Here is a 14,048-nt window from a genome sequence, read left to right on the forward strand (position 1 = left end):
TAGTAATAAAATACCAGATGAGACAATTATATAGTAAATCATTAGTTCACCACAGAAAAAATGCTATTTAGTTCATCCGATAAATTATAAATACTTGCATTTATCTTAACGGAGGAACGACTTAGTAATCCATGATTAATAAATTCACCTTGAATCTTACCCTGATCGTCGCGGATTCCGCTTGGCTTAAATGAAAAAATATCTTGTAGTACGACGTTGTCACCTTCCATTCCCATAATTTCACTAATATGTTGTATTTTCCTTGTACCATCATTCATTCGTGAAACTTGTACAATAATATTGATCGCAGATGCTATATTTCGACGAATAGTAAATAACGGCATATTAACCGGCCCCATCATGATCATACTCTCCAAACGGGCAATAGCATCTCGTGGGGAGTTTGCATGTAGGGTTGACATCGAACCATTGTGACCTGTATTCATTGCCTGAAGCATCTCAAAGGTTTCCTCACCTCGGCATTCGCCAATAATAATTCTATCTGGACGCATTCGTAGTGAGTTTATGACCAAATCTCGCATACTGATTTGTCCAGTATTTTCCAGCCCCGCTAATCGTGTTTCCATTCTTACTACATGGGGTTGCTCTAGGTTTAACTCTGCCGCATCTTCTAAAGTAATCACTCTTTCATTTTTAGATATATACATTGATAAAGCATTAAGGAGTGTTGTCTTTCCCGAACCAGTACCTCCAGAGATAATTATATTTACTCTACAACTGGCTGCAATAATCAGAAAGTTAGCTATATCACTGCTCATTGCACCCATATCAACTAAGTCTTCTAATTTTCGTTTGTTATTACTGAACTTCCGAATAGAAAGTGCCGTACCATCCAGAGCGATGGGGCTCATTGCTATATTGATACGGCTACCATCAACTAAACGAGCATCTGCCAATGGGCGACCTTCATCAATTCGACGATTAACTTTTTGCATTAAACGCTTAGCAATATCCGTCAGTTGAGTGTTACTAATAAAACGGCGATCAGTTAAGGATATCAAGCCATAACGCTCAATAAATATTTTATCTGGGCCATTAACCATAATGTCACTGATCGAATCATCCTCCATAAGTTCTCTTAACGGCCCAAAACCGGTAATTTCATCAGCAATCATTGAGATTATTTTCTTCTGATCTTGAGTTGTTATCTGGTACTCATTATCATTAAATAAGTCATAAAATGTTTGAGACAATAAGTTATTGAGTTTATTGTAGTCATCAACGAGATCCTCAACTTCATCTATATCAATATTAGCCAGTATTTTTTCACGGATTAATTCTTGAATAGTTAGTGATACTTTCATTATTTATTTTATACCCTTCAGTAATGAAATTATTCTATCTTTCCATTCTTGACTTTTTAACGAGGAATCGACTTTTATACCTAACGTGTTTTTAGCCAAATAATTTATTTTTGTTTTTTTTCTACCGAAATAATTTTGATCGCTTAGTGTGCTTTTTGTCTTATATATATAAGGTATGTGTATATCGATAGTACGACCTAATAATGATTGTATATCCGCAGTATCTAGCATGTTTTTTGTCACTGGCCTGCTTTCGTTTAGGCATATTAACAATCGGATGGCTTGCCTATTGTCTCGTTTGAAACGGTCATATATTCCAATGAATTCTTTAGCGACGCGAACCGATATCATACTGTTATCAAACAATATAATAATACAGTTAGATTGCTCGATATATTCTGTTATATTCTCTTTTGATGCATTATGAACAGATTGGTCAAATACAATAAAATTGTGTTTTTTATTCGTTTGAGCATCAACCTCACTGAAGTTTTTCTCTCTACAGAACATGAGGTCAAAGTTTTTTTGATACTCAGTTAGTTCTGCATTCATCTTTTTTTCGGTAATGAGGTCAAGATCCTGAGAACCCTGATTACCTTGTAACAGCAGTGTTGGTGATTTTTTGATTTGATTAATTTCATTAGCTAAATGATAGCTTAGCAGTGTGTTACCAATGCCCCCTCTACACCCAAGGACACTAATAAAAAAAGCCTTCCGCTCTAAATCTATCTGAATGCCTTTAAGTAATAGTTGTGTAATTTCTGACGATTGTGACTGAATATTTAAATATAGTAATCCTCGCTCTGTGAATTGTTGTGCAATGCTAATTGAATCAATGTCACCGACTAATATACACCAGCAATCTCGTGGTGTATGACTTTTTATCAAATTTAGTATTTTCTCTATATCATCACTGTATCCAATATCAATAATTACGCCGATTGTTTGCTCGTGTAAATTAATTGATAGTGTACTGAATATATCTTTATCTACCTCTTTAATATTGTTAATATCGGCCAATCGTATTTTTTCAGATACTTTTTCTATTAGCCATGATCTTTGAGAGATAACAGCAATGGTGTTTTTTATTTTACTGTCTTTTTTATTGATTAAATCTTTATTTAGGATTAATTGCATATGTCACCATACGTATTAGAGTTTATCCTATTATTATTTACAGCACAGCCTGTTTCACTATCTTTACGATAACGATAATCATTAATACTATAATTACAATTCTTGCTTTTTACGGTGGTAATGTTTCTTTTGCAATCTAAGATAGTATTTACTCTTGATGGAATACAATTTACTAGAGTAAATAAGTGGTCATTATCCTCGGGTTGGATTGTTAGCCCAGCATGAGCTGTATTAGAAAAAAATACCATGCTACTTATTATAAATAGCTTCATTTAATAAACCCTCCTTTACGTAAAAATGCTCTGGCGGCTTTCTCTCTTTTTATTTCCATTATGTGTGTAAAGTTAAAGAATCGTTCAAGCGTTGAGGTCTGCATGAAATCAGGCAACTCAACTTCTTTTTCAGCCACTGGATTGACCAAATTTACGGTTGCGATGACAACTAACTCGGTTTGACTTTGCTCGGTTTGTGCATTGCGAAAAAATGCGCCTAATAATGGGATATCACCCATTAATGGTATTTTTTTAAGTGACTCTCTTTCGTTTCTACTGATGAGGCCGCCTAATATAAAACTTTCTCCATCTCCTAGTTCTAGCGTTGTTGCCGCTTTACGTGTTCTTATGGAAGGATAAGAGTCTCCACCATTAATATTAAATGTCTTACCTATGCTGCTAACTTCTTCATTTAAAATGATACGAATACGTTTTTTGTCATTAACTTTGGCGCCGATGTTTAATTTGATACCAAATTCTTTATAGCTAACCGCCGAACCATTTTGTGTCGTATTGACAATGGGGATTTCGCCCCCCACCAGAAAAGAGGCATCTTCACCCGATAATACAGAGAGGTTTGGCTCGGCTAAAACACGAGCAATAGCATTATCGTTAATAGCATGAACTAATGTGCTAATACCTTTTGCATTAAATTTAAATAATTGAAAAGAACCGACAGACTCACCAATTGTACTCCAGTTTATCCCTATATTTTCAGTAAAATCTTTGGTGACTTCTGCGATAGTCAGTTTTACATTCACCTGATTAGACTGAGACAATTTAATTTTATTAATAATATTAGTATGGTTTGTATTACCAACGGGATGGCGATCATTATTTATTCTTTTACTACCAATAGCCTCGCCAATAATGTTAACTACAGTATCTCTAACTTCTTCTGATTCTACTAACCCTGTCAGAATATAACTGCTACCTATTTTATTAATATCTATGTTACTTTCTGGATATTCAGCTTGTATTCTTCGATGGACTGAAGGAATAATGTTATTAACTAACACAACTGATTTAGTTATTGCCTTATGGTCATGATTAAACAAAGTAAACTCTGCTACTCCTTCATTTTTAGCGTATACAATGATGCTATTTTTACCAATGAGTTCATAGTCAGCAATGGCTGCAGCAGAAACAAAAACTGTATTTATTTCATCTTGTGTATTAATAATGTATGACTCGCCAGCCGATAAATAGACAGGTTTAGCATTTGCTCCCTGAGCTGTTATCAAGCAAGTTATAGTAGTGAATAACAAATACCAACTTATATATGCTAATCTAATTTTTTTCATCCTCTTAGCTCTCTTGTTGTTCGAAGTTTAGGGATAATCTCATATAAATTATTATGTTTAGTATTATCTCTGATGTTATAACTTGGCATTAAAAATATATCCCCTGAATTTTCCACTAAACGTATTAGGTCAAGATCTTTAGTTTTCATTACGACGTAAATATAACCTTTTATTTCTTCATTATTCTTTTGGTTATTTCTATTTTGTTCTGATAATTCCGCTGCGGAGTGCTTTTTTATTCTTACTACCTTCATGCTAGAAATAATGTCATTTAACGAATAGTTTTTGTTGCTAATACCACTCATTTTTTTTGTATTAATGACTATGCCATTCCCCATTCCTTTTTTTTTATCTGTTTCAAGTGTTCTCAATTGTAATGAGATAGTGTCGCCAATCCTTAGTGTATTTAGCAAATAGTCTTCTTGTTGTTTGATATCGAATTTATAAATCATGTGGTCTTTTTGTAAATTTAAATGTATAAATTCATCACTATCAGGCGGCACTAGCATATCTTTAGTGATATAAGACCCAGTTACAACATTGGTTTTCAGTAAGTAGCTATTGATATTGATAATGTCAGATATATCACTTTTTATTAGATCGCTTGATTCATCCACCGCTATTTTTTTTATAGCATAATCAGTCTTATCTAATAGGGTATCTGAAGGTAAATCACGAATGGCTTGTGCCAACAAAATGGTGACTTTTTTTTCATTATTTTGCTGTGCTAAGCGGGTAGTTTCTTTTTTATCATCGCCATAACCGACCAGTATGCCAGTAATACCTATTGCAATTATAAGAATTGAAAATAATAAAAGAAATTTACGATTCATAGTTATAACCTCTCAGTTATGCTGAAGTGGCTTACTTCCTGATTAAGAAAATAGAGATAATAAAAAACCACCGGAAATAGCAACAGCATAAGGCACACCTCTCTTTTTAATATCGACTTGATTGATTAACATACCTATGGTCATGACTACACCACCCATAATTGCAGTGTAAATAATGAAATCTAGTGATTCTTGTAAATTTAGAGAGAATAGTAATGCAGTTATTAACTTCACATCACCCCCACCAATAAAGTTGAAATGAAAGATGATATAGCCAACCAGTAATGAGCACAGTGGAATAATAATGTTTACAGTATTGTGTATAGTCAAACCTAAGGCTATTGTGTTGAGTGTAATAGTGATAATAAATCTATTACTAACCGTTCGGTGGAGGATATCGCTGTAGCAGATAGCCAGAAGCTGCATCAGTAACGATGTTATTAGTAGTATCTTAAAAAGACCCAACATTATATCCTTATAGGTGAAGTGCAATATGGCAACAAAGAGTTGCCATATTGTTAGTTAATACTAAGGCTTGATTTTATTTATCAGCTGTACCTGTGCTAATAGCTGTCTGTGCTGCTGTCATTGTATTACTAACCATAGTTGTTAGAGGCGATTTTACCAGACCTATAAAAATACCTGCCAGTGCAATTATCATGACGTACTCAATAATAGAGCCTCGTTGGTTTTTCAGAAACTCTTGTATCTTGCGTTGAACAGTTGCACAGCCTTGAGCGATAGAAATCATCATGATTTATTTTCCTTGTTAAATGTTTAGGGATTATCCCGTTATAATGAATTAAGTCCTGACTAGGTATGTCGCTACTACCAGAATTGATATTTTTTATACTCGCCTCGTTCGTAGTGGTAGTTATTTAACGATTTTTATCTACGAAATTCCTTTTTATTATCATCATTTAGTCTTTTAAAATCATACTCACTTCAAGGTGAGTATTAGTAATTAGACTTATCTCCATTGAATAAGATAATAATGACTAAGATTGAGAGGAATGAGAGCCAACAGAAAGAAAATAAGGCGAGTAAAGAGATCAATTTCTTCCAGCGATAACTCTGCAAGAAACTTTGCTTGGTGTGGGACTGGGTCTGATTGGCTAATGCCGCCATACTATTTGCCGGTAGAGGAATAGTATTTATCTGTGGTTGCTCGGTTATAGCCACTATTTGCTCGGTAGCATCGCTGTCTTGTGGGTTTTCAGGTTTTTTACATACTTCTATTTGACTGACAGAGCCAGTATATCGAACACCTTTACGTGGAATGGTATGGATAAGAGACTCTTTAAGCCCGACTTGAAGAAATGCTTTACGCAGCATGTAGAGCTGTCCATAGTAGCTGCTTTCGCTAACCGCCCCCCGTTGCTCTTTCCAGACCTGATTAATGATTTTTTCTTTTTCAGTAATCCCATTAAGTAATAGCTGTAAGAATCGCAGATTATTCTCAGTCAATATGACAACTGAACCGTCAGGACCATTTAAACAACGTTGTGAGGGGGAAAATAACACCGTTCCTTCTAATTTAAACACAATCTCATTTGTCTCCATATTGACTGCTACCTATCCTGTATAAGGGGTCTATTTATTCTTGTAGTACGTTAATTTTTTGTCTGGTCTTGGGTAAGTTAACTTTATGATTAATCAATGTTACTCTTTGATATTTTCTGCCGGGAGGTTTATTTTGCCATGTGATAGTAAGACTAAGATTATTAATTTATTGTTAATTTGTCTTTTTTAACTTTCAAACTTCTTTAATGGCAACCCAGCATATTCTTGCATGATGTAATTGTGATTAACAAGTAGGTATTTTCCCTGAACATACTCTTTGTTATTATTAGTTATCACTATTTCTTATTCGTTTATTATATTGTGTTATCAATATCTACGTTTTTTTACTGTTGCTCTGTATCTTATGGTTTTTTTATGTTATTTAATCTTAATATATTAAATATAATCTTTGTTATTAATTAAATATGATAGTTGGGAGTCTGTTGCTGAGTATCTACCTTATGATTATTTAGGTAGACTGCAATAGTCTTAATTATGTCGGTTTTTGAATTGGAGTGGGGCCACTATGACCATGGATCTATTTTCCCAGTTACCTGGTGAACCTTGGACTGAAGAACTGGCCCCTGGTGCAATTGTTTTGCATCTTTATGCGCAGGAGCAAGCATCCTTATTGCTAGCTGATGTAGCGGCAATTACTGAACTTGCTGTTTTTCGTCATTTAATTACCCCCGGTGGCTATCGAATGTCGGTTGCAATGAGTAATTGCGGTTCAGCCGGCTGGGTCAGTGATGCACAGGGTTATCGCTATAGTCCGATTGATCCATTAACAGATAAAGCCTGGCCTGCCATACCAACACGCTTTATGGCGTTGGCTATTTCTGCTGCTCGTGAGGCAGGTTTTACACATTTCCAACCCGATGCATGCTTGATAAACCGTTATGAAGTTGGGGCTAAGCTGTCATTACATCAAGATAAAGACGAGTTGGATTTACGCCAGCCAATTGTTTCGGTCTCATTAGGATTACCCGCAATATTTCAGTTTGGTGGGTTATCTCGTGAGGCAAAGTGTCAAAGAGTCTTGCTGGCCGAAGGGGATGTTGTGGTGTGGGGCGGGCCGTCTCGTTTAAATTATCATGGTGTATTGCCCATTAAGCCGGGGTTTTCTCCGCGGGCGGGTGCGTATCGGATTAATTTAACCTTTCGTTGTACCGGGCGCGCTGAGAAGTTATGAGATAGCCAAGAGATAGCCCTCAGTCCTGTCCAACTGAACTGAGGGCTTGATAATATGTATTTAGGTTTTTACTGCTGCTGATGCTCTTTTTTATGTAGCAACATATATACTGCCGGAATAACCAGCATTGAAAGCAGTGGTGCACTGACCATCCCGCCGATCATTGGTGCGGCAATACGTTGCATGACCTCTGAACCGGTTCCTCCTCCCCACATTATGGGAAGCAGACCGGCCATAATTGTGGCGACAGTCATGGCTTTTGGCCGCACGCGCAGTACCGCACCCTCATGGATGGCCGCGCTTATCTCACTGGCAGTCATGGCAATTCCCGGCCGCTGATGTTTTTTCAGTGCCTGATTAAGATATAGCACCATAATTACACCGAACTCTGCTGCAACACCGGCCAGTGCAATAAAGCCCACCGCTGCAGCTACTGAAAAGTTATATCCCAATCCATATAGCAGCCAGACCCCGCCAATTAATGCAAATGGTAGCGTTGCCATGATCAGGGCAGCATCGCGGACACTGCTGAAAGTCACATACAGCAGCACGAAAATAATCAGTAAAGTGACTGGCAGTACAATTTTTAGTTTCGCGGTGGCCCGTTCCAGATATTCAAATTGTCCAGACCAACTAAGTGACACTCCCTCCGGCAGTTTCACCTGTTGCGCGACGGCCTGTTGCATATCAGTAACGGCTGATTTCAGATCCCGCCCACGAAGATCAACATAAACCCAGTCCGATAGACGGGCATTTTCACTTTTTAGCATTGGTGGCCCTCCCGCTACTTTGATATCTGCCAGTTCTGATAATGCCACTTGCCCACCACTGGCCGTTACGACCGGTAAATCACGTAATTTCTGTAGTGAATCACGTATTTCCCGTGGATAACGCAAGTTGATGGGATAGCGTTCACGCCCTTCAATCGTTTCACCGATGTTTTGCCCGCCAATAACCGTTTCTACCAGTGATTGCAGCTCTTTGACCGAAACGCCATAGCGGGCAGCCCGCTTGCGGTCAATATCAATATCAACATAGCGTCCATCAGCCAACCGCTCAGAGAGGGCCGAGGTCACGCCCGGAACTTTACGTACCACCTGCTCAATTTGCTGTGCGACTTGCTCAATCTGCTGCACATTTTTGCCATTGACCTTGATCCCGACGGGACTTTTAATCCCAGTGGATAGCATGTCCAGCCGGTTACGGATTGGCGGCACCCACAGATTGGCAATCCCAGGGATATTAACGGTTGCGTCCAGTTCCTCGATCAATTTATCCATGGTCATACCGGGCCGCCACTGATCTTTGGGCTTAAAGCGAATGGTGGTTTCGATCATGGTGAGTGGGGCGGGATCTGTGGCTGTCTCTGCACGCCCAGCTTTGCCAAACACGGTATCGACTTCCGGCACGGTCTTAATTAGGCGATCGGTTTGTTGCAGTAAATGGCTAGCTTCCCGTACTGAAATCCCCGGTAAGGTCGAGGGCATATACAGCAAATCGCCTTCATCCAGCGCGGGCATAAATTCGCTACCCAGACGGCTGAGCGGATAGAGAGTTGCGAGTAACAACATGCCCGCAATAACCAAAGTAGTTTTTGGCCGCGCCAGCACGGTGGTTAACACCGGGTGATAAAGGGCAATCAAGCCACGGTTAATTGGATTGGCATTTTCGTCAGGGATCTTGCCGCGGATAAAATAGCCCATTAGCACCGGCACCAGTGTGATGGCTAAACCGGCAGAAACCGCCATGGCATAAGTTTTGGTAAAGGCCAGTGGAGAAAACATGCGCCCCTCTTGCGCCTGTAGGGTAAATACCGGAATAAACGACAAAGTGATGATCAATAAGCTGCAAAATAGCGCCGGGCCAACTTCGATTGCTGCCTGTTCTGAAATACGCCAGTAATCCTGACTGACGGGGGTCTGCCCTGGGTGATCCCGCCGCCATTGCTCCAATACTTTGTGCATGTTTTCGATCATGACGATCGCGGCATCCACCATGGCTCCGATAGCAATGGCAATTCCTCCCAGGGACATAATATTGGCATTAACTCCCTGATAGTGCATAACAATAAAGGCACCGAGGATACCCAGTGGCAGGGTGATTATGGCCACCAACGCCGAGCGGAAGTGGAACAGAAACAGTGAGCAGATGACCGCGACGACTAAAAATTCTTCCAGTAATTTAAACGACAAGCTGTCGATGGCTTGAGTAATCAGCTGTGAGCGGTCATAAACCGGCACGATCTCTACCCCGGCGGGCAAACTGCGCTGAATCTGTTGCAGTTTCTCTTTCACGCCATTGATAGTTTCCAGCGCGTTTTTGCCATAGCGCATCACAATGATGCCGCCCGCGACTTCGCCTTCGCCATTAAGCTCTGCCACACCGCGCCGCATCTCAGGCCCCATGCGCACGGTAGCAACATCGGACAGTAAAATCGGAATGCCATCACGGGCAGTTATCACAATATTCCTGAAATCCTCCAAAGTTTTCAGGTAGCCACTGGCTCGCACCATGTATTCGGCGGCCCCCATCTCTAATACTGAACCACCGGCCTCTTGGTTGCTGTCACGAATGGCGCTGGCTATTTGTTGATGGGAGAGATTCAGCGCTCGCATCCGTTCGGGGTCAAGTACCACTTGATACTGGCGGACCATGCCGCCCACACTGGCCACTTCCGAGACATTGGGCACAGTTTTCAGCTCAAATTTCAGTGTCCAATCCTGTAGTGCGCGCAGGTCCGCCAGACTGTGTTTGCCGGTGCGATCAATTAAGGCATATTCATAGATCCAGCCGACGCCAGTGGCATCCGGCCCCAGTGAGGCCTTGGCTTCGGCAGGCAGCGTGGATTGTACTTGGCTGAGGTATTCCAACACTCGTGAGCGCGCCCAGTAAGGATCTGTCCCATCGTCAAACAATACATAGACATAGGCGTCGCCGAACATAGAAAAGCCGCGCACCGTTTTGGCTCCGGGTACCGACAACATGGTGGTGGTTAGCGGGTAAGTCACCTGATCTTCCACCACTTGTGGTGCTTTGCCGGGATAACTGACACGAATGATCACCTGTGTATCTGACAGATCCGGCAGGGCATCCAGCGGTGTCTGTTGCAGGGACCAAATCCCCCATGCCGCCATCATTACCGCCCCTAATAGCACCAACAGCCGGTTACGTAATGACCAGCGGATAATGGCAGCAATCATAAGTGGCTCCCATGAGTATCCGTGCTGTTATTGGTTTTTACTGGCTTGATGTGGCGGATCTGTGCCCCTTCATCACTTAACGTAAAGGTAAAATTGACCTGACTGCCAACCCTAATCTCTGGCGACAAATCGCCCGGAGGCAGGAGGAAATCCATGGTCATCGCTCCCCATTTCAATGCCGCAATTGGGCCATGAGATAAGGTAATGGTTGAACCGTTAATGGCGTTGACTTCCCCTTGTACCGAATAGATATCTACGGGGGTCGTTGCGCTGTTATCCATGGACGGATCTGGAGTTTCTGGCATGTCATCCATTTGTGGTAGAGCACTTTGCAAACTGGCTTCCGAATCAATCAAGAATTGCCCGGACGTGACTACCTGCTGGCCACTGCTCAATCCGGATTTGATCTCAACCCAGCCATCCTGAGTTTGTCCGGCACTGACCTCAACTGGCTTAAAGTGACCCTTTCCTTGCGCCAGCAACACGCGGTTGCGGTTGCCTGTCATCAGCAAAGCTTCCTGTGGAATAGCCAGCACTGGCTTAAGGTTATCTGATTGTGCCGATTGCACATTCAGGTACATACCCGGTTTGAGTTTCTGTTGTGGATTTTCCAGTACGATCCTCGCTTTTAGCGTGCGGGTGGTGAGATCCATATTGGGTAATAATTCACTGACTTTGCCGTGGAAGGTTTCACCTGGCCAACTGGCGGTGGTGGCGGAAATGCCACTGCCAATAGAGACTAAACTGGCCTGTGACTGTGGATAATCCACGACGATCCACACCGGATCGAGGCTGGCTAATTCAAACAGTGATTGGGTCGCTGTCACTTGTGAGCCAGCTCGAATATCCAACTTATTCACATAACCATTGGCGGGGGAGCGTAATATCACCCGAGTTTGTGGTTGACCACTTTTCTCTACACTGCGAATGACCTCTTCCGGCATGAATTGCAGTTGTAGCCGTTGACGGGCTGCGGCGGTTAATGGGTGGTCGCCTAATTGCCGAATGGCCAAATACTCTTGTTGGGCGGCACTCCAGTCTGGTACCCATAGCTGAGCCAATGGCTGATTTTTCGTCACTGGTTGCTGCTCAGCCCGAACATAGAGTTGCTCGATAATGCCGTTGGCTCGCGCCGCGATAACCTGCACGCCGCGTTCATCCGTCACCACTGTGCCGTAGCCCGCAAGGCGATAATTAAGTGTGCGCATCTCTGCCGGTGCGGTTCGTACCCCCAAGTTTTGCTGCTGGCGGGCGCTGATAGTCACGCCGCCATCTTCTTCGGTTTCACCGGCATAGCGCGGCACCAGTTCCATATCCATAAAGGGTGATTTGCCTGGTTTATCAAAACGTTGACCGGGCGACATCGGATCATACCAATAGAGCACTTTGCGACTGTTTTCTGTGGCAGTGTCAGCGCTTATGGCACTCGCTGATGTGGCATGGGGCGCGGGTCTCCCTAATAAATAGCCGGTGAGGCCGCTAATCACGGCAACCGCTACTAGGGTCAGACTAAATAACTTTTTCATCGCACGCTCTCCTGCGGGGTCAAATAACGGATGGCAGCCCAGATGCGGGCTAATTCACGAGCGGCATTGCGAGTATTTAGCTGACTGTCGAGCAGGGCGCGCCGTGCTTCCAGTACCGTGCTCAAATCGCTTTTATTGGCCTGATACTGAGCCATCATCAAGTCAACACGTTGTTTTTGCAGCGGTAAAACTTCATTAGTCTGCCGCAGCCAGAGTTGTTGTGTGGCCTGATACTGTGCCAGTAGGGTATCGAGCTGCGCCCGATGGTCACGTGCCAGTAATGTCAGTTGGTCATTAGCTTCCATAGTGCGCGAGACATCGGCGGCATAGTCTTTATCCTGACGTTGTGAGCGGAACAGCGGCAAATCGACGGTAATCATCACGCCTGCCAAATCTTCAAATTCGTCCGCACGTTTGGCGTAATAGACTTCAATGCCGACATCTGGAGTGGCGGCAATAGCTGATTGTGCCGAGCGCGCTTTGGCCACTTCGGCTTCACGGCTGGCCAGTAAGATTTCGGGATGCTGACTAATGGCATCGCGTAAGACGGTGATATCAGCAGGTAGGCGAGTAAAGGGGGGCAGCGGGCCATTGATGTGCTGGACCTCAATACCGGTCAACAGAGTCAGCTGGGTTTGCGCCAAAACTACATCGCGTTGCGCGGTGGTGAGCCTATCTTGCATGGCGGAGAGTGCCAAGCGCGCATCCAACACGCTGCTGGGTAAGCTGCCGCCGCTGGCAACGCCTGCACGTTGCAACCCGACTTGTTTTTCGCTCTCTTGTACCAAGACTTTGGCATCACTTACCGCCTGCTCGGTCAGAGCCAGATCCAGCCAAGCTTGCGCCGTCTCTTTTTGTAACCGGGTGCGGATGGTTTCACTGCCCGCCGCTGTTTTACGGGCTTCTGCACTCAGGGTATCGGCTTTTCTCTGACGTTTATCACTGCTGACATAATCTTGCATGATACCCACCCGCTGCATTGTCATGCCCTCACGGGTAAAACGGCGAGCATTGCTGCCACCTATTGGCAGATTTTCAATGCCAAATTTCAGTTTGGGGTCTGGCAATTGGGTGGCCGAGCTGGCCATGTTTTCTAAGGCATTGACTTGATGTTGATTAGCAGACAATTCAGCAGAGTAGCGCTCGGCGGAAACCAGCGCCTGTTCCAGTGTGATATCGGCGGCATAGCCAATGGCAGGTAAGCTGAATGTTGCCGCCATCAACAGACGGGCTAATTTCAAACGCAAGCTAGCCGAAGCCCGCACCTGCTGTGGGTGATTAAATTGAGGGTTCATTTTGGCTCCCGCCTTACGGCTGTTGTGCTGAAATGGCGGTGAGCTGATAGCCTTGTTCGGTCTGGCGGAAGCTGAATGTGACCAGGGTCCCCACGGGGAGAGGGGAGGGCACCAGGTTATCCGGCAGGTCGAAAGTCATGGTCATGGGGGGCCAGTTCAGGGCCGAAATTGCACGGTGGGCGATGGAAACGCTGGCGGCATTCCAGGCTTTTATTTGCCCACTAGAGTGATAGTTGTGGGGGGCAGTTACTGCATCGGCCATCATCGCCCCGTGGTCATGGGACATTGGCATACTGTCTGACATGGGCGCGGTGGCGGCGAAAAGAGAGGTCGAAAAAAGAGCCGCAACACTGAGCATGATGCCCGCAGTGGCGGAGACAGCATTAGATAAGGTATTCATA

Annotated in this window: 12 protein-coding genes; 1 reads left to right on the top strand and 11 read right to left on the bottom strand. The window is 43.2% G+C overall.

The genetic code is table 11. The annotated features are described in order from the left end of the window. Positions 1 to 41: 41 nt before the first annotated feature. From DJ58_RS13990 to DJ58_RS13960, 7 genes are all read right to left on the bottom strand, one after another. Positions 42 to 1,325, bottom strand: coding sequence for a TadA family conjugal transfer-associated ATPase (locus DJ58_RS13990; protein WP_004709717.1), 1,284 nt, complete (start codon positions 1,323 to 1,325; stop codon positions 42 to 44). A gap of 3 nt (positions 1,326 to 1,328) precedes the next feature. Continuing rightward, on the bottom strand, positions 1,329 to 2,462 hold the full coding sequence (locus DJ58_RS13985; RefSeq protein WP_032913221.1) for a CpaE/TadZ family protein: 1,134 nt from the start codon (positions 2,460 to 2,462) through the stop codon (positions 1,329 to 1,331). A gap of 268 nt (positions 2,463 to 2,730) precedes the next feature. Continuing rightward, positions 2,731 to 4,038 carry a type II and III secretion system protein family protein gene (locus DJ58_RS13980; protein ID WP_032911224.1) on the bottom strand — a complete coding sequence of 436 codons (1,308 nt, stop codon included), beginning with the start codon at positions 4,036 to 4,038 and terminating at the stop codon, positions 2,731 to 2,733. Continuing rightward, complete coding sequence (locus tag DJ58_RS13975; protein WP_004709713.1) at positions 4,035 to 4,871, bottom strand: tight adherance operon protein; 837 nt, start codon at positions 4,869 to 4,871, stop codon at positions 4,035 to 4,037. The genes DJ58_RS13980 and DJ58_RS13975 overlap by 4 nt, the downstream gene beginning before the upstream one ends. A 42-nt stretch (positions 4,872 to 4,913) precedes the next feature. Then, complete coding sequence (locus DJ58_RS13970; RefSeq protein ID WP_032911264.1) at positions 4,914 to 5,336, bottom strand: A24 family peptidase; 423 nt, start codon at positions 5,334 to 5,336, stop codon at positions 4,914 to 4,916. A 76-nt stretch (positions 5,337 to 5,412) separates the two neighbouring features. Then, positions 5,413 to 5,625, bottom strand: a complete 213-nt coding sequence (locus DJ58_RS13965; RefSeq protein WP_004709709.1) for a hypothetical protein — start codon at positions 5,623 to 5,625, stop codon at positions 5,413 to 5,415. 203 nt (positions 5,626 to 5,828) lie between these two features. Beyond that, complete coding sequence (locus DJ58_RS13960) at positions 5,829 to 6,434, bottom strand: winged helix-turn-helix domain-containing protein (RefSeq protein WP_004709707.1); 606 nt, start codon at positions 6,432 to 6,434, stop codon at positions 5,829 to 5,831. Between the two features lie 526 nt (positions 6,435 to 6,960). Here DJ58_RS13960 and alkB point away from each other — a divergent pair. Further along, positions 6,961 to 7,626 carry a DNA oxidative demethylase AlkB gene (gene alkB / locus DJ58_RS13955; RefSeq protein WP_004709706.1) on the top strand — a complete coding sequence of 222 codons (666 nt, stop codon included), beginning with the start codon at positions 6,961 to 6,963 and terminating at the stop codon, positions 7,624 to 7,626. A 68-nt stretch (positions 7,627 to 7,694) separates the two neighbouring features. Here alkB and DJ58_RS13950 read toward each other — a convergent pair whose 3' ends face one another. Genes DJ58_RS13950 through DJ58_RS13935 form a run of 4 tightly spaced genes read right to left on the bottom strand, consistent with a single transcriptional unit; the run spans position 7,695 to position 14,047 of the window. Continuing rightward, positions 7,695 to 10,826: an efflux RND transporter permease subunit gene (locus DJ58_RS13950; RefSeq protein WP_032911222.1), complete on the bottom strand. Its 3,132-nt coding sequence runs from the start codon at positions 10,824 to 10,826 to the stop codon at positions 7,695 to 7,697. Further along, positions 10,823 to 12,352 (bottom strand): efflux RND transporter periplasmic adaptor subunit, encoded by a 1,530-nt coding sequence (locus tag DJ58_RS13945; protein WP_032911220.1) that lies wholly within the window; start codon positions 12,350 to 12,352, stop codon positions 10,823 to 10,825. Before DJ58_RS13945 ends, DJ58_RS13950 begins: the two co-directional genes overlap by 4 nt. Continuing rightward, positions 12,349 to 13,647 (bottom strand): TolC family protein, encoded by a 1,299-nt coding sequence (locus DJ58_RS13940; RefSeq protein ID WP_004709700.1) that lies wholly within the window; start codon positions 13,645 to 13,647, stop codon positions 12,349 to 12,351. The genes DJ58_RS13945 and DJ58_RS13940 overlap by 4 nt, the downstream gene beginning before the upstream one ends. 13 nt (positions 13,648 to 13,660) lie before the next feature. Next, on the bottom strand, positions 13,661 to 14,047 hold the full coding sequence (locus tag DJ58_RS13935; RefSeq protein WP_004709698.1) for a copper-binding protein: 387 nt from the start codon (positions 14,045 to 14,047) through the stop codon (positions 13,661 to 13,663). Position 14,048 lies beyond the last annotated feature (1 nt).

It is taken from the genome of Yersinia frederiksenii ATCC 33641 (genome assembly GCF_000754805.1).
Classification (GTDB): domain Bacteria; phylum Pseudomonadota; class Gammaproteobacteria; order Enterobacterales; family Enterobacteriaceae; genus Yersinia; species Yersinia frederiksenii.